Raw genomic sequence first — 19,065 nt, 5'->3', positions numbered from 1 at the left:
CCGGTGACGCTTGCAGAAGCGGTGGGGAGCCGGCCAGCAGCCGGCACTACCAGAGGGTGTTCCATCCACCCTTTCCGGCACTTCGTCGCACACCGCTTGTTTGCCCGAAGGGCCGCTCTATGCTCGGCTCACCCCTTCCACCAAGGCGCCGCCGTGATCGCCAGCTTCTCCCTCATCATCCGTCACCTGTTGGCCTGGGCCGCGGCGCTGTTCGTTGCCGGCATGGTCTGGAGCGGCATCTTCAGCGGCATGCGCGATGGCCCGGGCTGGGTGTTCGGGCTGTTGGTGATGTTCCTGATGATCTCCGCGCTGGGCAGCGCGGTCACCCACGTGCGCCGGGTCTGGCTGGTGGCTGGTCGCCTCGATGGCGCCACCCTGTCCGGCCGCCAGCGCCGGCAGATCGAACTGCCGATGGATGCCGGCCAGGCGTTTGCGGTGGTCGAAGCGGCCGTCGGCGAACTGCCGAGGGTGGAAGAGGTGGAGAGCTCAGCCGGTAGCCTGCAGGTGCGCGCTTATGTGCGTCGCGTGGATGCCTGGAACGGCCGCCAGGCTTCGCGCTGGAACCTGCCGGCGCGGCTGGCGATCACGCGCAACAGCGTGCTGGCCACGGTGACGCCGGGGCAGGGCACCAGCACGGTCACCCTGCTGTTCGAGCCGGATGCTGGCTGGTGGGCCGATCTGCTGGCACTGGATGAAGGCAGCAATTACGAGAACGCCGAATCGGTGACCCGCGCGATCAGCCGCCGCGTGGCCGATCAGCGCCGCGACGAGCAGGCCGCTGCCGAACAGACCCAGGTGGAAAAGGAACTGTCGGTCGCGCGCTTGAACCTGCTGCACGCGCAGGTCGAGCCGCACTTCCTGTACAACTCGCTGGCCAACGCACAGGTGCTGACCCGCACCGACCCGGCGCGCGCTGACCAGATGCTGGGCCACCTGATCCAGTACCTGCGCAGTTCGCTGCCGCAGGTGGATGAGTCGGTGTCCACGCTGGGCGTGGAGCTGGAGCGCACCCGCGCCTACCTGGAAATCCTGCGCATCCGCATGGGCGCCCGGCTGGCGGTGGAGGTGCAGGTACCCACCGAACTGCACGACGTAAAGTTGCCCGCGATGGCGTTGCAGACGCTGGTCGAGAACGCGATCAAGCACGGCCTGGAACCCAAGCCCGGTGGCGGTACGGTCTGGATCCTCGCGCGAGGATTCGATGACCACGTCACCGTGACCGTCGCCGACGATGGGCTCGGCTTCGGCCAGGGCACCAGCGGTACCGGCATCGGCCTGAAGAACCTGCGCGAACGTTTGCGCCTGACCTGCGGCGAGCAGGCTGGGGTGGCGATCGTGGCCAATTTCCCCAGCGGTGTCGCCGCCACCATGACCCTGCCGCAGTCGGCCAAGGAACCCCGTCATGCCGCTTGAAGCGCTGATCGCTGAAGACGAAGAGCTGCTGCGGCACTCGCTGGTCGAGCAACTCGGGCGCCTGTGGCCGGAACTGAAGCTGGTGGCCGAATGCGAGGACGGTGCCAGTGCGCTGGAACAGCTTGCCGAGAAGCAGCCGGACATCGCCTTCCTCGACATCCGCATGCCCGGCATCAGCGGCATTGAAGTGGCACGTGCATTGGCTGAGCTGAGCCCGCGTACCCAGGTGGTGTTCGTTACCGCCTACGACCAGTACGCCATCGATGCATTCGAGCAGGGGGCGATGGATTACCTGCTCAAGCCGGTCAGCGACGAGCGGCTGCTGGCCACGCGTGATCGCATTCTTTCGCGGCTGCCGTCCACGCGCCAGGACGATGCGGTGCTGGAGCGCCTGCTGCAGCGCCTGGGTGCAGGCCCGGTCGCCAATGATCGGCCGCCCCTGGCCTGGATCACCGCCAGCAACGGTCGCGATACGCAGCTGATCATGCTCGACGATGTGATCTATTTCCGCGCTGACAACAAGTACACCACGGTGGTCACTGCTGCCGGCGAAAGCCTGCTGCGTACACCGCTGCGCGAACTGCTGGAAGTGCTCGATCCGCAGCACTTCCGCCAGGTGCACCGCTCCACCATCGTCAACATGAAGGCCGTCGCAGCGGTCAGCCGCGACGACACCGGCCGCGGTGTGCTGCGCCTGCGCCAGCGTGCGGAAACACTGGTGGTCAGCCAGCCGTTCATGAGCCTGTTCCGCGGCATGTAGCCGTGGCCTTCGCCATCCACCGAGGAACGAACATGCGCCGTATCCTGCTTGTAGCTGTCGCCGTGCTGGCCATCGCCGGCTGCGAAAAATCCAGCAACACGTCGATCACCCGCACCAATGCCAATGGCGTGGACACGCTGTACAGCAAGAGCACGGTGGTTGATGGCGTGGCGCGTTTTGAATGCATCGCCAGCAGCAGTGGGCAATGCCATTACCTGGTGCTGGCCCCGGGCTGCAGCACCGACGCCGCCTGTGCGACGCCACCGCTGCGCCATTTCGCGGTGGCCGTAGGCAAGACCGAGCAGGTCAGTGGCCTGCCGAAGGACTTCCGCCAGTGCGTCAGCGACGTGCAGAAAGAACAATGCCACCGTGACTGAGCACGGTGGCATTGTGGCTCCCCCCGGATTGCGTTCGGCTCAGTAAGCCGGCTGCAGCGTCATGTCGTGATGGTGTTCGGTTTCACCGACATGGTTCAGGCGACCCACCAGTTCGGAGTGCTGCTTCATGCGCCCGATCTCGGTCATGATGCGGATGTCCTCGTGGCGCAGCTCGCGCTTGGCGGTGACCGCCTGCTTGTAATCCAGCACTTCCGGATAATGCTCGGCCAGGTCCAGTGCTTCGGCTACGTGCTCAACGCTGTCGGCCTTGGAGGTGATGCGGGCGCGGCTGTTGAAGGCCTTCATCCAGCGCTCGAAACCAGCCGTGCCGTCGAACATGTTGGCCATGAACCAGATCACGAACAGGATCGAGATCCAGGAGCCGAACACCACGACCACGCGGGTGAACGTGATGTGGTAATCGTCGCGCCACAGGTAGTTGGTGATCAGGCCGAGGATCAGCAGCGACGCTGCCTGCCAGCCCACGATCGAGGTGATCAGCCATTGGCACTTGGCCTGGGCCAGCACCGCCACTTCATCGCGGATCTGCTGTTCGCTGAGGGTGCGCCAGTGCGCGACCTGTTTTTCGAACGGGCTGCTGTAGAGCTCGTTGTCGCGAAGCAGTAATCCCAAACCCTTGAACAAAGCAATCATGGCTGGCTCCTTGGTGGAACGTGCGGCGATCTGCAGTGGACGGTGTGGCGGGTTCAGTTCTAGCACTTCCAGCGAGCGGTGCAATGGCCTCAAGGCCACGCGGCACAAGGGTTCTGTCTGAACAGGTGAATATTGGTGCGACGCAACATTGCTCGCGTGGCCTGCGACAAGATGTCGCAGGGTGAAACGTGCTGCGCACGCACATGAAACCGACGCTGAGCGGGTGGGCTCGCTGTGCCGGTCGTGATCGACCAGAATCGAGGTGGACCGCGCAGGACGCGGTCCGCCCCTCCGCCGATCTGGACCCATGATGCCGCCGTTGCTGCACCGTCTTTCCCGCCCCGTCACCGCGCCGATCCGGCGCTGGGTCTTGGATGCGTTTCCGCGTGGCCAGAGCGGCATCGACTACGACCATCCACTGGGCGATCCCGGCTGGTTCGGGCCGGACAGCGTGACCTGGCGGATGCACGCTGAGCTGCCCTCGATGCTGGCCGGCGGTCTGTGTGCCCTGATGCTGCAGACGCTGCATCCGCGCGCGCTGGCCGGTGTCTACGATCATTCCAATTTCCGCCAGGACCTGGTCGGCCGCCTGCGCCGCACCACTGCCTTCGTGGCCGGCACCAGCTACGCGCCGGCGCGCGAGGTGGAAGCGCTGGTGGCCAAGGTGCGGCGCATCCACGCACAGATCCGCGGGCATACCGCGCAGGGCGAGCCGTATGCCGCCGATGATCCGCACCTGCTGACGTGGGTGCACGTGACCGAGGCCTACGGCTTCCTGCAGGGCTATCGTCGCTACGGGCGCGAGGTGCCTGCCGCGATCGCCGACCGCTATTACGACGAGTACCGCTGCGTGGCCGAAGCGCTTGGCGCGGTGGACGTACCACGCAGTGCAGCGGAAGTGGATGCGTATTTCTGCGCGCGGCAGCCGGAGCTGGTGGTGGACGAACGCTCACGCGAAGTGTTGCAGGTGCTGTCCGGCGTGCGGCTGCCTGTACCGGTGCCCGGCCTGTCGCGCGAGATATTCCTCGGTGCCGGTGCCGCGCTGTTGCCGGACTGGGCCGAGGGCATGCTCGAGCGCAGCACGCGCCAGCGTGCGCAGGCCGCAGCTTCGGCGAAGCTGATGCAGGGCATGGCGCCGCTGTTCCGCCGCGCGCTGCCCGACGGCCTGGCGAGCCGCGCCTGCGCCCGCGTGGGCGTGCCGGTGGAATCGTTGCGCGAGTGGCCGGCATTGCCCCGGTAGGCGCCGACCTTGGTCGGCGCGCCTTGCCGCGGTGCCCATCCATGCGATGCGTGGATGCCGGAAGAACGCCAACCAAGGTTGGCGTCTACCCATGGAAATAAAACGGGCGCCTTTCGGCGCCCGTCTGCGTTACATCACCACACCTTGACCCGCTTGTCCGGGGCCAGGTACAGCTTCTGGCCTTCCTTCACTTCGAACGCCGGGTACCAGGCGTCGATGTTGCGTACCGTCAGCGCGCGGAACTGGCCCGGTGCATGCACATCGGTCAGCAGCGAGTTGCGCAGCGCCTGCTCGCGGCTCTTGCTGCGCCAGGCCTGGGCGAAGCCGAGGAAGAAGCGCTGGTCCGGGGTGAAACCTTCCAGGGTCTGGCCCGGCTTGCCCTGCAGCGACAGCTGATAAGCGTCGTAGGCGGTGCCCAGGCCGGCGACGTCGGCGATGTTCTCGCCCAGGGTCAGCTTGCCGTTGACGTGCACGCCGGCGAACGGCTCGTAGCTGCTGAACTGCGCGGCCAGTGCATCGCCCGCGGCGTTGAACTGCTTGAGGTCTTCGGCCGTCCACCAGTTGTGCAGCTTGCCGGTGTCGTCAAACAGCGCGCCTGCATTATCGAAGCCGTGGCTGATCTCGTGGCCGATCACCGCGCCGATCGCACCGTAGTTCACCGCATCGTCGGCAGCGCCGTCGAAGAACGGCGGCTGCAGGATCGCGGCCGGGAACACCAGACGGTTTTCCAGCGGCACGTTCATCGCATTGATGGTCTGCGGCAGCATCGCCCACTCGCTGTGGTCGACCGGCTTGCCCAGCTTGGCGATGTTGCGCTGGTACTCGAACAGCTCGGCGCGCTGCGCATTGCCCAGCGGATCATCACGGCGGATGTCCAGGCCGGTGTAGTCGCGCCACTTGTCCGGATACCCCATGCCTACGGTCAGGCCGGCGACCTTGGCCTTGGCGCTGGCCTTGGTCTGCGGTGACATCCAGGCCAGTGCATCGATGCGCTTGGCGAAGGCGGCGATGATGTTCTTCGCCATCTCGTCGGCACGTTCCTTGGTCTTGGCATCGAAGTGCTTTTCGACATAACGCTTGCCGATGGCCTCGCCGACGGCATGGTTGGCGTCATCCACAGCGCGCTTCCAGCGATCGCTCTGCTGCGGCGTACCGCTCAGCGCGGTGCCGTGGAAGGCGAAGCGCGCATCGGCGAACTTCTTCGGCAGGTAGGCGGCGGCACGGTCCAGCGCGTGGAAGGTCATGTAGTCCTTCCAAGCATCCAGCGGCTCGGTGGCCACCAGCTTGGACAGCCCGGCCACGGCCTTCGGCTGCCACACGATGAAGTCCTGCTGCTGGCCAAGCTTGGCAGCGTCCAGGAACGCAGCCCAGTCCATGCCCGGCGCCTTGGCGTTGAAGTCGGCCTGGGTCCAGGGGTTGGCACCCTTGGTCACGTCATTGGTTTCTTCCTGGGTGGCATGCGCCTGCGCGATCTTCGTTTCCAGGGCGAGGATGCGCTGCGCCTTGCCGGCCGGGTCGGCAACGCCGGCCAGCTGCAGCACCTGCGCGATGTAGGCCTGGTACTGCTTGCGCAGGTCGGCCATGCGGCCACCCCCCAGGTAGAAATCGCGGTCCGGCATGCCCAGGCCGCCCTGCACCAGGTACGGCGCGGTGCGGTCGGGCTGCAGCAGGTCCACCGACACCCACAGGCCGAACAGGCGGTCGGTGTAGAAGTTGGTGGCATTGAGCAGGTCGACATCGGCGCGCACGTCGCCGCCCAAGGCGCGGGCCAGGCCGGCCTTGTCGGCGATCGCATCGATGTTCTTCAGCTGCGGCTGCACCGGCGCCAAGCCGCGCTGTTCGATGCCGGCCTCGTCCATGTAGGCGGCGTAGTAGTCGCCGATCAGCTTGTCTTCGCCACTGGCCTGGGCGTTGCCTGCGGCACCTTCCAGGATCGCGCGGGTATCAGCCTGGGTCTTCTCGGCGATCACGTTGAAGCTGCCGAAGCGCGAGCGGTCCGCCGGGATCTCGGTGTTCTTCACCCAGCTGCCGTTGGCGAAGCCGAAGAAATCATCACCGGCGGCGATGCTGCGGTCCATGCCACTGGCATCGAAACCAAAGCTGCCCAGCATCGGCTTGGCGGCAGCGGGTGTCGCCTCGGCTGGCGCGGCGGTGCCGGCGGCCGGGTCGGCCGGGCGGTCGCAGGCGGCCAGGGACAGGCTGGCAACGATGGCCAGTGCCAGGGTGGGGCGGCGCAGCTTGGACATGAACTTCTCTTGCGGCGGAAAACCCCAAGTCTAATCCGCTGCGAGCCGGCTGCACGTGCCGGACAGGGCCAGCACTGTGCGTGATCTGGCTGAACACGCAGCGCCGACCTTCACGCGGTCATCGGCGTGGTGCATGCTGCGGTCTGGATGTCTGCAGCACCCGGGGGAGGGCGCATGCAGGACAGGTTGAGGCGTCAAGAATGGCGTCCGCCGGCCGTTGAGGTCGGGGATGTGGAGGAAACGTTCGCGCATGAAGCCAGCCGACTGCACAGGGAAGACCGACCGATGCCGGCGCTGAGACATGCGCTGGCCCGGCCGTTGCGTGCCATTACCTGGGGCGGCGTGGTGCTGGGCGTGCTGCTGGCGCTCGGCCTGGCCGCGATGCTGGCCAACGATTACCAGCGCCGGCTTGAAGCCGCGCAGCGGCAGAGCCGTGCGTTGGCGATAGGCAGCGAGCGGCTGTTGGCACTGGAACTGCGCAACCTGGAGCGGGCGATGGGTGGCATCGCCGCCGATGCGGCCGAGCTGTTCCGCACGGTGCCTGCGCAGGCGCCCGCGCTGCTGGATGCCGCCATTGCCGGCGTGCTGCGGCGGCATGCCGAGCTGCACAGCATTGTCGTGCTCGATACCTACGGCCGCGCCCTGACGGCCGGCAAGGGCGACCTGCAGCTGCCGCTGTGGACCGATCCGCAGCGACGGGGGCAGGGGAGTGCGCTGTACATCGGGCCGCCGCAGCGTGCCAACGACGGGGACTGGGTGGTGCCGCTGGCGCTGCCGATGGAGGGTGATCGCTGGCTGCTGGCGCGGCTGCGCTGCGGCGAACTGCAGCGGATCGTCGGCGGTCTGGATGTGGGACCGAGTGGCCTGGCCTCGATCAGCGACGCCGAAGGCTACATGCTGGCCCGTGTCCCCGATCCGCAGGGCACCGTCGGCCGCCGCTACACGCTGCCGGCACGCACGCTGCTGGGCCGGCAGGCCGTGGTTGAACTGGGCAGCATTCCCGGCGCGGTGGACCACATCCCGCGCATCTCCACCATCAGTACCCTGGAACGCAGCCCATTGGCGGTGCAGGTCGGCCTGGCCGACGAAGATGTGCTGAAGCCGTGGTGGCCGTATCTGCAGGCGGCGATCGCCATCGTGCTGGCCTACGTGGCGTTGCTGCTGGTGCTGCTGTACGCGGTGCGCCGCAGCACGTACCGGCAGCAGTCGATGGCCGAAGAGCTGCGGACCGGCCACGCCGAGCTGCGCCTGGCCCATCAGGTGGGCCGCGTATGTACCTGGTATGTCGACGAAGACGCCGCGTTGCTGCGCTGGTCACCGCTGGCGCGCGAGATCTTCGGCGTGCAGACCGATGCGCTGCCCGTGGCCGAATTCTTTGCCCGCGTGCACCACGATGACAGCGCGCGCATGCAGCAGGCCTTCGATCAGGCCTTCGCCGGCAACGCTGTACTTGACGAAGAATTCCGCCTGGTGCTGCCCGGCGGTGCCGTGCGCTGGGTTGCCGCGCGTGGCCAGCGGGTAGCGGTGGCCGATCGGCAGCGGCGCATGATCGGCGCACTGACCGACCTCAGCGAACGCTACCAGGCACGCGAGCAGATGCGTCAGGTTGAGCGCCGCTTCCGTCTGCTGTTCGATCGCAACCCCGCGCCGTTCTGGGTGTTCGATCCGGACACATTGCGCTTCATCGAGGTCAACGAGGCAGCCGTGCAGCAGTACGGCTACAGCCGCGATGAATTCCTGGCGATGAGCATCCTCGACATCCGCCCACGCGAGGGCTGGGACGAGGTCAAGGGCGCCATCGCGCAGGTGCGCAGTGGTGAATTGCAGGACGCTGCGGTGCGCCTGCACCAGCGCAAGGATGGCACGGTGTTCGAAGTGCGCGTGCACTTGTCGCAGCTGGATTTCGATGGCCAGCCGGCGTGCCTGGTGCTGGCCGAGGATGTCAGCGAGCGCCTGGCCTACGAACGCGACCTGGCCTACCACGCACGCCACAACCCGGCCACGGGCCTGCTCAACGTGCGCGCGCTGAGCGAACAGCTGGACGAGCAGTCCGGCGCCTACACCATCGCCTATGTGCAGCTGCGCGGCCTGCAGCTGGTGGCCGATACGCTGGGCCGCGAGATCGGTGACGCCGTACTGCAATCGATGGCCTCGCGCCTGGGCGGTCTGGGCGCGCGCTTCGGCCTGCTGGCGTTCCAGCCGGCAGAAGACTTCGTGCTGGCCATCGCGCCGGAACACAACACCCAGCGCGTGCTGGACGATCTGCTGCAGATCGTCTCGGCGCCGATGCGCGGCCAGGATTCGCTGCACCAGTTCGAACCCCGCGTTGGTGTGGCGGTACATGACGCCGATGCAGGCCACAGTGCGGAACAGGCGATCGGCATGGCCGCGCAGGCGGCGCACGCGGCCCGCGCCGAAGGCAACGTCGTGGCCTGGTTCGATGCGGCGGTGACCACCCGCCTGGCCGACCGCCTGCGCCTGGCCGGGCGCATCCACGCGGCCATCGACAACGAGTTCCAGCTGTACTTCCAGCCGATCCGGCACGCCAGCGATGGCAGCCCGGCGTCTCTGGAGGCGCTGCTGCGCTGGCCGCAGGCCGATGGCAGTTTCATCCCGCCCAGCGAGTTCATCCAGTTGTGCGAGGACACCGGCCTGATCCTGGCGTTGGGGCGCTGGGTGATCCGCGCGGCGGCACAGGCGCAGCGGCGCCTGGTCGAAGCGGGGTGGGGCGAGCTGTCGATCGCGGTCAACGTGTCCGCAGTGCAGTTCTTCAACAGCGATCTGGTGGCCGAGTTCGCCCGCGCGCAGCAGGATTTCGGCCTGGCCCGTGGCGCACTGCACGTGGAGCTGACCGAGAGCAGCCTGATGCGCAAGCCGGCACAGGCGATGCAGACCATGCAGCGCCTGCACGAGCAGGGCATCAGTGTGTCGCTGGACGATTTCGGTACCGGCTACTCGAGCATGTCCTACCTGCAGCACCTGCCGCTGGACATCCTCAAGATCGATCGCAGCTTCGTCGCCGATGTGGAGACCAATCCGCGCAACGCGTCGATCTGCCGGGCGCTGCTGTCGCTGGGCCACAGCATGGGGCTGACGATCATCGCCGAGGGCGTGGAGACGCCGGGACAGCTGGACTGGCTGGCGGCGCATGGCTGCGACCAGGTGCAGGGTTACCTGCTGGGGCGGCCGGCACCGCTGGAGAAGATCATCGCGCAGCTGGATGAGGTTGTCGTTTGACCGGTAGTGCCGGCCGCTGGCCGGCAGCCGAGGGCAATCGATGTCATGCGGATGCCGGCCAGCGGCCGGCACTACCGGAAGTCGCGCGAATCCCTCACACCCCGGTTTCCACCAGGTAGTCGATGAAGCTACGCACCTTCGGCGCCAGATGGCTGCGGCTGGTGTAGACGGCGAAGATGCCGATCGGCGCGGCTTCCCATTCCGGCAGGATGCGCACCAAGCGGCCATCGGCAAGCGCGTCCTCCAACAGGAAGTCCGGCTGCAGGATCACGCCCATGCCGGCAATCGCCGCTTCGCGCAGGACGTCGCCGTTGTTGGCGCGCAGCAGGGTGGTCACTGCAACCTTCACTTCGCCGCCGGGTCCCTGCAGTGGCCAGTGATCGCCGGCTGCCCAGTAGCTGTAGCCGAGGCAGGTATGCGTCTGCAGATCCTCTGGTGCCTGTGGTGTTCCGTGCGCGGCCAGGTAGGCCGGTGCGGCGCACAGGCTGATCCGCGATTGGCCCAGGCGCCGTGCGATCAGGGTCGGGCTGGGTTCTCGGGTGATGCGGATGGCCACGTCGTAGCCTTCTTCGACCATGTCCACCAGGCGATCGGACAGTGCCAGGTCCAGTTCGACCTGCGGGAAACGCTCGCGGTAGCCGGCCAGCAAGGGGCCAAGCCGGGCGATGCCCCAGCTGACCGGTGCGTTGATGCGCAGCATGCCGGACGGTTCCAGCGCCTGAGCGCCGATGCTGGCCTCCAGCGCATCGAACTCGGCCAGCAGGCGCACGCACTGCGCGTAATAGGCGGCGCCGGCACTGGTCGGGCTGACCCGGCGGGTGGTGCGGTGGAGCAGGCGGGTGGACAGGCGTTTTTCCAGTGCGGCAACCTGGCGGGTGACCCCGGCCGTGGACATGTCCAGCGCTTGTGCGGCGGCGCTGAAGCCGTTGCGTTCGACCACCGCGACGAACACACGCATGGCATCCAGGGTGTCCATTGTTGCGCCTTTTGAAATAAATACGGTCGATTCATCGTATTTATCAGTGAGGAAGAGCGCAATAACCTGTGCCCTGTCCCCACCGAGGTGCCCCATGAACGCTACCGCCGCCCCCCTGTCCCCGCTCGCCCCGTATGCCGCGACCCTGCTGCGGCTGGCCCTGGGCGTGTTGTTCCTGGTCCATGCGCTGACCAAGCTGCTGGTGTTCACCCCGGCAGGTACTGCTGCCTTCTTCGAGTCGCTGGGCCTGCCCGGCGCCCTCGGCTACCTCACCATTGCCGTTGAACTGACGATTTCCGCAGCGCTGCTGCTTGGCATCTACGCGCGCTGGATCGGTCTGCTCGGTGTGCCGCTGCTGCTGGGCACCATCGTGACCGTGCATGGTGCCAACGGTTTCAGCTTCGCCAACGCGGGCGGTGGTTGGGAATATCCGGCGTTCTGGGCGCTGGCCCTGGTCGTGCTGTTCCTGCTTGGCGATGGCCGCTGGACCCTGCGTTCGCGCTGACCGTCACCCGGCCCGCTGCCTGTTCCTGTCATTGGAGAAGATCATGTCCCGCCTGCCTTCGCTGTACATCTCCCACGGTTCGCCGATGACCGCCCTGCATCCGGGCCAGGTCGGCGTGCGCCTGGCCGAGCTGGCCCGCGACCTGCCGGCACCGCGTGCGATCGTCATCGCCTCGGCGCACTGGCTGGCCCGGCAACCGCTGGTCGGCAGCCATCCGCAGCCGCCCACCATCCACGATTTCGGTGGCTTCCCACGCGAACTCTTCGAGCTGCAGTACCCAGCGCCCGGTGATCCGGCGTTGGCCGAAGACGTGGCGGGCCGCATCGCCGCCGCCGGCCTGCCGGTGGCACTGGACCCGCAACGTGGCCTCGACCACGGCGCGTGGGTGCCGCTGCGCCTGCTGCACCCGCAGGCCGACATCCCGGTGGTGCCGGTGTCGATCCAGCCGATGCTGGGCCCGCAGCATCAGTTCGCGCTGGGCCGCGCACTGGCGCCGCTGCGCGAGCAGGGCGTGCTGCTGATCGGCTCGGGCAGCATCACCCACAACCTGCACGACTGGGGCAACTACCAGGACGGCAAGGAAGCCCCCTACGTGCGGCCCTTCATCGATTGGGTGGAGCAGCGGCTGGCCGCCAATGACCGCGATGCGCTGTTCGATTACCGCCGACAGGCACCGTTTGCAGAGCGTGCGCACCCCACCGACGAACACCTGCTGCCGTTGTACTTCGCGATGGGCGCGGCGGGCGAGGGCGGCTTCGGTGCCAAGCGCATCGACGCCGGTATCGATGCCGGCTTCCTGGCGATGGATCTGTACCGCTTCGATGGCGCCGAGCGCGCTCAGGATGCGGCGTGAGCCCGCTGCTGCAACCGGTGCTGGAACGCCCTGCGCAAGGACCGGCGCAGGGTCTGGTGGTGCTGCTGCACGGGGTGGGCAGCAATGAGCAGTCGCTGGTGCCGCTGGCCTCGGCCATCGACCCGCGCCTGCACGTGCTGCTGCCGCGCGGTCCTGTGGTCTTCGGGCCACAGGCGTTCGGCTGGTTCACGGTGCGCTTCGATGCGCAGGGGCCGGTGATCGATCCGGCGCAGGCCGAGACCTCGCGCCTGCTGCTGGGTGATTGGCTGGCTGTCCAGCAACAGCGGCTGGGACTGGATGCGCGGCAGACCGCGCTGGCCGGCTTCAGCCAAGGCGGCATCATGGCCGCCAGCGTCGCCCTGACCCAGCCGCAACGGGTGACGTCCTTCGCGATCCTGTGCGGGCGCATCCTGGCGGAGATCGCGCCGATCATTCCGGCCGATGTGGGCAGCGCAGGGCTGGACGCGCTGGTGGTGCACGGCTATGACGATGACAAGCTGCCCTACACCTTGGCCGAAGCCGCATCGCTCCGGTTGCAGGCATTGGGCGTGGCCCATCAGCTGCGTGGCTACCCGGTCGGCCATGCGTTGTCCGCGGACATGCAGCGGGACACGCTGGCGTGGCTTGAGCGGCGCTTGCTGTCGCGGTCCTGACGCGCATTCAGATGGCTGGCCGCAGTGGCGGCCTGCTGTGTTAAGTTTTTTCCCGTCCCCCGGCGCACTCCGGTTTTTCCGGCCCCACGCGCCGCTCCTGTGGAAGAAGCATGCACACCATCGAAGTCGTCCTGGCGATGCTGGTGGCCGTTGTCGCCAGCGGTTACCTGGTTCGCGTCCTGCCATTCTCGTTGCCGCTGCCGCTGGTGCAGATCGGCCTCGGTGCGGTGATCGCCGGGGTATTCAACCGCGGCCACGCGCTGGAACCGGAAGTGTTCTTCCTGCTGTTCCTGCCGCCGCTGCTGTTCCTCGATGGTTGGCGCATTCCCAAGCAGGGCCTGTTCCGCGACAAGGGCGCGATCCTCGAACTGGCGTTCGGGCTGGTGGTGTTCACCGTGATCGGCGCGGGCCTGCTGATCCACTGGATGATTCCGGTGATGCCGCTGGCGGTGTGCTTCGCGCTGGCCGCGATCGTGTCACCGACCGACCCGGTGGCCGTCGGTGCGATCGCTGCCAAGGCACCGATTCCCAAGCGCCTGATGCACATCCTGGAAGGCGAGTCGCTGCTCAACGATGCCTCCGGCCTGGTCTGCTTCCGCTTCGCGGTGGCGGCGGTGATGACCGGCACCTTCTCGTTGGCGACCGCCTCGCTGACCTTCCTGTGGGTGGCGGTGGCCGGCCTGGCCGTCGGCGTGGCGGTCACCCTCGGCGTGTCCACGTTCCAGCGCTGGCTGTGGCGCCGCTTCGGCGAAGAGCCCGGTGCGGCAATGCTGGTCAACCTGCTGATCCCGTTCGCGGCGTACCTGCTGGCTGAAGAAATCAACGCGTCGGGCATTCTCGCTGCGGTGGCAGCGGGCATCTCCATGAGCTACGTGGAAATGACCGGCCGTGTCTCCGGCAGCATGCGCGTGCAGCGTGCCGGTGTCTGGAACATGCTGCAGTTCAGCTTCAACGGCATCATGTTCGTGCTGCTGGGCGAGCAGCTGCCGGGCATCGTCGAACGCGCCACCACCACCATGAACGAGAGCGGCCACCAGAGCGCGTGGTGGCTGCTGGTGTACGTGCTGGTCATCAACGCAACGTTGATCGCGCTGCGCCTGCTGTGGGTGTGGCTGTCGCTGCGCTGGAATCTGCTGCGCGCGCGCCGGCGCGGCCTGGAGCATGGCGAGGCACCGAACTGGCGCATCGTGGTGGCCACCTCGGTGGCGGGTGTGCGTGGTGCGATCACCTTGGCTGGCGTGTTGACCCTGCCGCTGTTCCTGCCCGATGGCAGCCCGTTCCCGGCACGTGACCTGGTGATCTTCCTGGCTGCCGCGGTGATCCTGTGCTCGCTGGTCGGTGCCAGCGTGGCGCTGCCGCAGCTGTTGAAGGGCCTGCAGCTGCCGGCCGATTCGGGTGAGCGCAAGGAAGAGGATCTGGCCCGCAAGCTGTCCTCGAAGGCGGCGTTGGCGGGCGTGGAGCGCATGCGCCAGCAGCTGGTGCTGAACCAGAACACCGAAAACGTGCAGCTGTACAACGACGCTGCATCGCGGGTGAGCATGCTGTATCAGCGCCACCTGGACCGCGACAACCCCGACGTGGACCCGGAAAAGGTGAACCGGATGGAGGTCGGCTACCGCCAGCTGCGCAGCGCCGGCCTCAACGCCGAGCGCGAGGAACTGTTCCGGCTGACCCGCCGCGGGGTGGTGTCGGACGAGATCGCACGGCGGCTGATCCGCAACCTCGACCTGCTGGAATCGCGCAAGCGCGAGTGACCGCTATGCCGACCGGGGTCAGATCCCTTTCCGCAGGAAAGGGATCTGACCCCGCCCCGGGACAGCCGGTTACTCCGGCTTCTGTTCCAGGAAGTAAGCCTCGACCTTGCCCTTGACCTTGATGGTCATCGGGTTGCCGCGACGGTCGCGGGCCTTGCCGGCCTGCACGCGGATCCAGCCTTCGCTGACCGAGTATTCCTCGACGTTGTCGCGCTCGACATCGTTGAAGCGCACGCCGACGCCGCGCTCCAGGGCCTGCGCATCGTGGAAGGGGCTGGCCGGGTTGATCGCCAGGTGGTCGGGAGGGGTATCGCTCATCGCTTCATTCACAGTGACGGCCACCACGGCCGGCTTCAGCGGTACAGGATAAACCGTAGAATGCCCACCTGCTCCCGAGGATGTTCCGCCATGCCTGACAACAGCGACTATTTCGACTTCGAGGAAGACGCCCACGATTTCGACGAGGACGACTTCGAGGCGCGGGTCTGGAATCTGCTTGTGCTGATCAATCCGGGCGACGAAGAGCTGGCCCTGCAGCAGTTCAACCGCTGGCGCGAGCATCTGTCCGAGGACGGCCAGCCGCTGGAGGCCGACAGCGATTGGCTGCCGGCGCTGTTCACCGCCATCGCCTGGCAGTCCGGCTTCGAGGTCGAGCGTGATGACTTCGATTCGCTGCAGTCGGCGGTGAACGAGCTGTCGGCGCGCTTCAACCTGCAGCTGGACTGGGGTGGCGACCTGGACGATGAGGACTTCGCCGCAGACCTGGACGGCGTGCAGCTGATGAGCACCGCCTTCGACCGCCTGCGCGAGCACAACTACACGCTGTGGAGCGTGGATGCCGGCAACGAGGGCTTCAGTGGCTGGATGGCGCTGACCCGCGATGACGACGCCCTGCTGGCGCTGTGCTCGCTGCTGAACGTGGAAGTGCGGCTGGGCAGCGACCCGTTCTGAGAGTCACCGTGCGGACCAAGGTCCGCACCCGCCACGGGCACGACCCGGCGCTACCCGTACCCGCCTATGGCTGGTACTGCGCCCTGGCGTTGGCGATCACCGCTTTCACCTGCGCGCGATCCACGTGCCGGGAAATGGCCACCGCGCCCAGCGCGAGCGCCTGCGCACGCAGCTCGGCGGTGACATCGTAGTGCGCCCCGCTGGCCTTGTTCTGGAAGGCTCGTGGGGGAATGCCGAGCTGCGCCGCCATCGCGTGCAGCTCGGCCAGGGTATCGGCCATCAGGTGCGCCCAGCGCTGACCGCGCCAGGGATGCACCGCGTCATCGACGTAGACCGACACCGCCGCAGCCGGATCAGGCCTGCGGCTTGCCGTCGGCGTCGGCGGCCGTAGCGGCCTCCGCGTCGGCAGCGCCTTCGGCGCCGGCAGTGTCCGCAGCCGCTTCGTCGGCAGCTTCGCCTTCGGCTGCTGCGTCTTCAGCCTGCTCGCTGGCGAACTCGGCCACCAGCTTGTCCAGGTACTCCTCGCCGGTCTGGCCTGCTTCTTCGGCCAGGGTGTCGAGCAGCTTCTGCATCAGCTCGGAATATTCCAGGGTGACCTTGCGGCCTTCGGCTTCCTGCACGTTGGACAGGTGCTTCAGCATGGCCAGCATCGGCACCGGGTTGTCGGCGTTGCCCATGGTCTGGCCGCCGATGGCCAGCAGCCACTCGCGGCCCTGCAGGCCGATGGCGGCCACGGCCTGGCCGTCTTCGTTGACCAGCACGGCATGGTTCTGCACCTGCTGCTGGGCGTTCAGACGGAGGAACGGACGCTTGGCCTGCTGCTTCTTGCGCTTGTCGCGCTTGGCCTTGGAGGACTGGGACATGGGGTGGTATCACCTGAAATCGGAAAGACCGCCATTGTAAGCGGCATGACCATTGGTGGGTGCGGACCTTGGTCCGCACGCTTTTCCCGGATGTGCGGACCCAGGTCCACACCCACCTATTACTTTGCTGGCCCCTGCGCGGCCTGCACGTCCGGGTCCACGGTGGTCGCCGACAGGCCTACCTGCGGCCCGGCGCCGGCCAGCGCGGCTTCTTCCGCGGCCTTGGTCATCACCACGATGCTGATGCGGCGGTTGATCGGGTTCTGCGGATCGGTCTTGTCGAACAGTACCGACGAGGACAGGCCGACCACGCGGGTGATCTTGCTGTCTTCCATGCCGCCATCGATCAGCGCACGGCGTGCGGCATTGGCGCGGTCGGCGCTCAGTTCCCAGTTGCCGTAGCCGCGTGCGGCCGAATAGGCGGTGATGTCGGTGTGGCCGGTCAGGCTGATCCGGTTCGGCACGTGGTTCAGGTACTCGGCCAGTTCGTGCAGGATCTGCTGCGTGTACGGCTTCAGGGTGGCGCTGCCGAGGTCGAACATCGGCCGGTTCTGCTTGTCCACGATCTGTATGCGCAGCCCTTCCGGGGTCAGGTCCAGCAGCAGCTGGTCCTTGAACGGTTCCAGTGCCTGGCTGCGGCTGATCGCCTCCTGCAGCTCCTTCATCAGCGCTTCCAGCTGCTGCTTGTCGCGCTGCTGCTCGTCCACTGGCTGCGGTATCGCCTTCTGCTGGTTCTGGAAGGGATCGTTGCTGTTGCCGCGCGAGACGTCGGTGGCGCCGCCCAGCTTGATCATCGAGGTGCTGGCACCGCCCGGCCCGGCCATGCCCGGCGCCGGCGTCGCGCTGGAGCCAACCAGTGGGCTGGGGTTGCGGAAGTATTCGGAAATGGCCGCGCGCTCGGGCTTGCTGGTGCTGGCCATCAGCCACAGCACCAGGAAGAAGGCCATCATCGCGGTCACGAAGTCGGCATAGGCCACCTTCCACGAACCGCCGTGGTGCGCAGCGTGGCCGGCTTTCTTGACCCGGCGGACGATGACGGTGGGCTTGGTCTCGGCCATGGCTTACTTGACCGTCTTCAGGTGCTGCTCGAAGTCGGAGAACGCCGGGCGCACGTTCGACGGCAGCGTCTTGCGGGCGAACTCCAGCGCGATCTTCGGGTTGTAGCCGCGCAGGCAGGCCAGCAGGGCGGTCTTCACCGACTCGTAGATGCGGCTGTCCTGCTCGGCACGGGCTTCCATCGCCGAGGCCATCGGGCCGACGAAGCCGTAGCCCAGCAGAATGCCGAGGAAGGTACCGACCAGCGCGCCGGCCACATGGCCACCCACTTCGACGATGTCGCCACCGATCGAGCCCATGGTGATGACGATGCCCAGCACCGCCGCCACGATGCCGAAACCGGGCAGGCCGTCGGCCACCTTGTTCATCACCTGCGACGGTGCCATCGCTTCGGCGTGGTGCTTCTCCAGCTCCAGCTCCAGCAGCGGCTCCAGCTCGTGCGGCTCGATGTTGCTGCCGATCATCAGGCGCAGGCAGTCGGTGATGAAGTCGATCAGGTGGTGATCGGCCTGCACCTTCGGGTAGTTGCCGAACAGCGCGCTTTCGGCCGGGCGCTCGACGTGGTCTTCCAGCGCCATGAAGCCTTCACGGCGGGCCTTGTTGAGCAGTTCGTATACCAGGCTGAGGACATCGATGTAGTCCTGCTGCTTGTAGCGCGGGCCCTTGAACACGCCGACCATGGCCTGCAGCGTCTGCTTGACCGTCTTGGCCGGGGTGCCGACCAGGAATGCACCCAGCGCGGCACCGCCGATGATGACCAGTTCGTAAGGCTGCCACAGCGCCCCAAGGCGGCCGTGTGCGCCGAGGTAGCCGCCCAGCACGCTGATGATGACGACCAGGAATCCAACGATGATGAGCATGGCGCGACGCAAGGAGGGGGGATATCTCCTTGTCGGCCTGACACCGGTGTTTCTGAAGAGGGAATTCTGTGAAGTCGGTCAGCGGGCCATTGCGGCGGGTGTCAGCCCGCCACGCCGGCTTCCGCGCCGCCACGCTGCAGCGGATCGGGCCAGGGCTCGCCGTTGCCGGTGAACGAAAGTGAGACCGAGTTCAGGCAGTGGCGCTCGTAGGTGGGCGGCGGACCGTCCGGGAACACGTGGCCCAGGTGGCTGCCGCAGCGGGCGCAGGTGATCTCGGTGCGCACCATGCCGTGGCTGCTGTCGCGGATCTCGCGCACATGCGCCGGGTCGAACGGAGCGAAGAAACTGGGCCAGCCGGTGCCCGAATCGAACTTGGTGCTGGAGCGGAACAGCGGCAGCGCGCACAGCCGGCAGCAGTAGACGCCCTCACGCTTGTTGTCGAGGAACACCCCGCAGAAGGGCGCCTCGGTGCCGTGCTGCAGCAGCACGCGGCGCTCCTCGGCGCTGAGCCCTGCGACAAGGGCCTCGGTCTGCGTGGCGGTGGGGGGCGTCAGATCGAAAGCGCTCATGCCGGCTCTCCGTGGGGTTGTGGCCTGGGATGCCGCAGACGTGGGGGTGTCGGCACACGCTTGCAAGTGTGATGGCCGTTCATGGCCGGCACACAGGG

At 67.1% G+C, this 19,065-nt stretch carries 19 protein-coding genes; 10 read left to right on the top strand and 9 right to left on the bottom strand.

What is annotated here, in order from left to right; genetic code table 11:
• Positions 1–153 precede the first annotated feature (153 nt).
• Genes ACQ5SA_RS10435 through ACQ5SA_RS10425 form a run of 3 tightly spaced genes read left to right on the top strand, consistent with a single transcriptional unit; the run spans position 154 to position 2,550 of the window.
• A complete protein-coding gene (locus tag ACQ5SA_RS10435) occupies positions 154–1,413 on the top strand; it encodes a histidine kinase (RefSeq protein WP_499314176.1) in 1,260 nt (419 codons plus the stop codon).
• A complete protein-coding gene (locus tag ACQ5SA_RS10430) occupies positions 1,403–2,173 on the top strand; it encodes a LytR/AlgR family response regulator transcription factor (RefSeq protein ID WP_100462764.1) in 771 nt (256 codons plus the stop codon). The genes ACQ5SA_RS10435 and ACQ5SA_RS10430 overlap by 11 nt, the downstream gene beginning before the upstream one ends.
• A gap of 32 nt (positions 2,174–2,205) precedes the next feature.
• Positions 2,206–2,550 carry a hypothetical protein gene (locus ACQ5SA_RS10425; RefSeq protein WP_499314175.1) on the top strand — a complete coding sequence of 115 codons (345 nt, stop codon included), beginning with the start codon at positions 2,206–2,208 and terminating at the stop codon, positions 2,548–2,550.
• A gap of 39 nt (positions 2,551–2,589) precedes the next feature.
• On the opposite strand, the gene ACQ5SA_RS10420 is transcribed toward ACQ5SA_RS10425, so the two are convergent.
• Positions 2,590–3,204, bottom strand: coding sequence for a hypothetical protein (locus ACQ5SA_RS10420; protein ID WP_108266291.1), 615 nt, complete (start codon positions 3,202–3,204; stop codon positions 2,590–2,592).
• A 310-nt stretch (positions 3,205–3,514) separates the two neighbouring features.
• On the opposite strand from ACQ5SA_RS10420, the gene ACQ5SA_RS10415 reads away from it, so the two are divergent.
• Complete coding sequence (locus ACQ5SA_RS10415) at positions 3,515–4,444, top strand: oxygenase MpaB family protein (protein WP_025878394.1); 930 nt, start codon at positions 3,515–3,517, stop codon at positions 4,442–4,444.
• Positions 4,445–4,578: 134 nt separating this feature from the next.
• On the opposite strand, the gene ACQ5SA_RS10410 is transcribed toward ACQ5SA_RS10415, so the two are convergent.
• A complete protein-coding gene (locus ACQ5SA_RS10410) occupies positions 4,579–6,690 on the bottom strand; it encodes a M13 family metallopeptidase (protein ID WP_363729601.1) in 2,112 nt (703 codons plus the stop codon).
• 174 nt (positions 6,691–6,864) lie between these two features.
• Here ACQ5SA_RS10410 and ACQ5SA_RS10405 point away from each other — a divergent pair, with 174 nt between their 5' ends.
• Positions 6,865–9,927, top strand: coding sequence for a bifunctional diguanylate cyclase/phosphodiesterase (locus ACQ5SA_RS10405; protein WP_499314174.1), 3,063 nt, complete (start codon positions 6,865–6,867; stop codon positions 9,925–9,927).
• A 94-nt stretch (positions 9,928–10,021) separates the two neighbouring features.
• On the opposite strand, the gene ACQ5SA_RS10400 is transcribed toward ACQ5SA_RS10405, so the two are convergent.
• Entirely contained in the window at positions 10,022–10,903 is an 882-nt protein-coding gene (locus ACQ5SA_RS10400) for a LysR family transcriptional regulator (protein WP_230113054.1), read from the bottom strand.
• A 94-nt stretch (positions 10,904–10,997) separates the two neighbouring features.
• Here ACQ5SA_RS10400 and ACQ5SA_RS10395 point away from each other — a divergent pair, with 94 nt between their 5' ends.
• The 4 genes from ACQ5SA_RS10395 (at position 10,998) to ACQ5SA_RS10380 (ending at position 14,668) form a co-directional block, all read left to right on the top strand.
• Entirely contained in the window at positions 10,998–11,408 is a 411-nt protein-coding gene (locus ACQ5SA_RS10395) for a DoxX family protein (protein ID WP_499314173.1), read from the top strand.
• A gap of 43 nt (positions 11,409–11,451) precedes the next feature.
• The gene (locus ACQ5SA_RS10390) at positions 11,452–12,261 is read left to right on the top strand and encodes a dioxygenase family protein (RefSeq protein ID WP_499314172.1); all 810 of its coding nucleotides are present in this window, start codon (positions 11,452–11,454) and stop codon (positions 12,259–12,261) included.
• Entirely contained in the window at positions 12,258–12,914 is a 657-nt protein-coding gene (locus ACQ5SA_RS10385; RefSeq protein ID WP_499314171.1) for an alpha/beta hydrolase, read from the top strand. Before ACQ5SA_RS10390 ends, ACQ5SA_RS10385 begins: the two co-directional genes overlap by 4 nt.
• A gap of 110 nt (positions 12,915–13,024) precedes the next feature.
• On the top strand, positions 13,025–14,668 hold the full coding sequence (locus ACQ5SA_RS10380; protein ID WP_089238427.1) for a Na+/H+ antiporter: 1,644 nt from the start codon (positions 13,025–13,027) through the stop codon (positions 14,666–14,668).
• Between the two features lie 69 nt (positions 14,669–14,737).
• Here the strand turns inward: ACQ5SA_RS10380 and ACQ5SA_RS10375 are convergent, their stop codons facing one another.
• Positions 14,738–14,986: a DUF3297 family protein gene (locus ACQ5SA_RS10375; protein ID WP_025878401.1), complete on the bottom strand. Its 249-nt coding sequence runs from the start codon at positions 14,984–14,986 to the stop codon at positions 14,738–14,740.
• A 90-nt stretch (positions 14,987–15,076) separates the two neighbouring features.
• On the opposite strand from ACQ5SA_RS10375, the gene ACQ5SA_RS10370 reads away from it, so the two are divergent.
• On the top strand, positions 15,077–15,619 hold the full coding sequence (locus ACQ5SA_RS10370) for a DUF6630 family protein (RefSeq protein WP_089238429.1): 543 nt from the start codon (positions 15,077–15,079) through the stop codon (positions 15,617–15,619).
• Between the two features lie 64 nt (positions 15,620–15,683).
• Here the strand turns inward: ACQ5SA_RS10370 and ACQ5SA_RS10365 are convergent, their stop codons facing one another.
• From ACQ5SA_RS10365 to msrB, 5 genes are all read right to left on the bottom strand, one after another.
• Complete coding sequence (locus ACQ5SA_RS10365; RefSeq protein WP_025878403.1) at positions 15,684–15,959, bottom strand: DUF4031 domain-containing protein; 276 nt, start codon at positions 15,957–15,959, stop codon at positions 15,684–15,686.
• Positions 15,960–15,972: 13 nt separating this feature from the next.
• The gene (locus ACQ5SA_RS10360; protein ID WP_089238433.1) at positions 15,973–16,482 is read right to left on the bottom strand and encodes a hypothetical protein; all 510 of its coding nucleotides are present in this window, start codon (positions 16,480–16,482) and stop codon (positions 15,973–15,975) included.
• Positions 16,483–16,601: 119 nt separating this feature from the next.
• Complete coding sequence (motB, locus tag ACQ5SA_RS10355) at positions 16,602–17,540, bottom strand: flagellar motor protein MotB (protein WP_499314170.1); 939 nt, start codon at positions 17,538–17,540, stop codon at positions 16,602–16,604.
• Positions 17,541–17,543: 3 nt separating this feature from the next.
• Positions 17,544–18,398 carry a flagellar motor stator protein MotA gene (gene motA / locus ACQ5SA_RS10350; protein WP_089238437.1) on the bottom strand — a complete coding sequence of 285 codons (855 nt, stop codon included), beginning with the start codon at positions 18,396–18,398 and terminating at the stop codon, positions 17,544–17,546.
• A 101-nt stretch (positions 18,399–18,499) separates the two neighbouring features.
• Positions 18,500–18,967 (bottom strand): peptide-methionine (R)-S-oxide reductase MsrB, encoded by a 468-nt coding sequence (msrB, locus tag ACQ5SA_RS10345; RefSeq protein ID WP_089238439.1) that lies wholly within the window; start codon positions 18,965–18,967, stop codon positions 18,500–18,502.
• Positions 18,968–19,065: the final 98 nt, after the last annotated feature.

It is taken from the genome of Stenotrophomonas indicatrix (assembly GCF_050573115.1).
Taxonomy (GTDB): domain Bacteria; phylum Pseudomonadota; class Gammaproteobacteria; order Xanthomonadales; family Xanthomonadaceae; genus Stenotrophomonas; species Stenotrophomonas lactitubi_A.
This window is presented reverse-complemented; position numbering and strand designations above follow the sequence as displayed.